A 433-nucleotide genomic window follows, 5' to 3' on the forward strand; every position below is an offset into this window, starting at 1 on the left:
GCAATCTTGATCGCGGTGATCGGGACCGGAATAGACATGGCCGTTCCGGAAAGTTCGACGCTCGCGACCCAGGACACAGCGTCAGACGCGGCGCGGCGGAATTTTGCGGAAACTTTCGGGCGTGTCGCCGATCGGACCATTCAGCGCAACATGGACGTGCAGCCGACGCTCGAAATCCGGCCGGGTTACAAATTCAACATTCTCGTCGACCAGGACATCGTGTTTCCGGGGTTGCACTCCAGATAGTTTCGACTTGGGACGGTCGGTATGTTGCCGATTTTGTAGAAATGCGGGAATTGCAGTTTGACTCAAGCAGTGTGTCCTAGGCAGTGATATTGACGGCCGGCTCGGCGTACGCAGCGGATCAATCGAAAGACCATGAGCAAATATAGAGACCATCAAGGGCGGCGTCGAGATTATAGGGAAGACGGTC

At 55.7% G+C, this 433-nt stretch carries 1 protein-coding gene; it reads left to right on the forward strand.

Annotated elements, in window-relative coordinates:
- Positions 1–246 (forward strand): TrbI/VirB10 family protein (locus EN874_RS32270; protein WP_281061459.1); only part of this gene is annotated, 246 nt, incomplete at its 5' end.
- Positions 247–433 lie beyond the last annotated feature (187 nt).

The sequence above is a fragment of the Mesorhizobium sp. M1D.F.Ca.ET.231.01.1.1 genome (assembly GCF_003999155.2).
Taxonomy (GTDB): Bacteria; Pseudomonadota; Alphaproteobacteria; order Rhizobiales; family Rhizobiaceae; genus Mesorhizobium.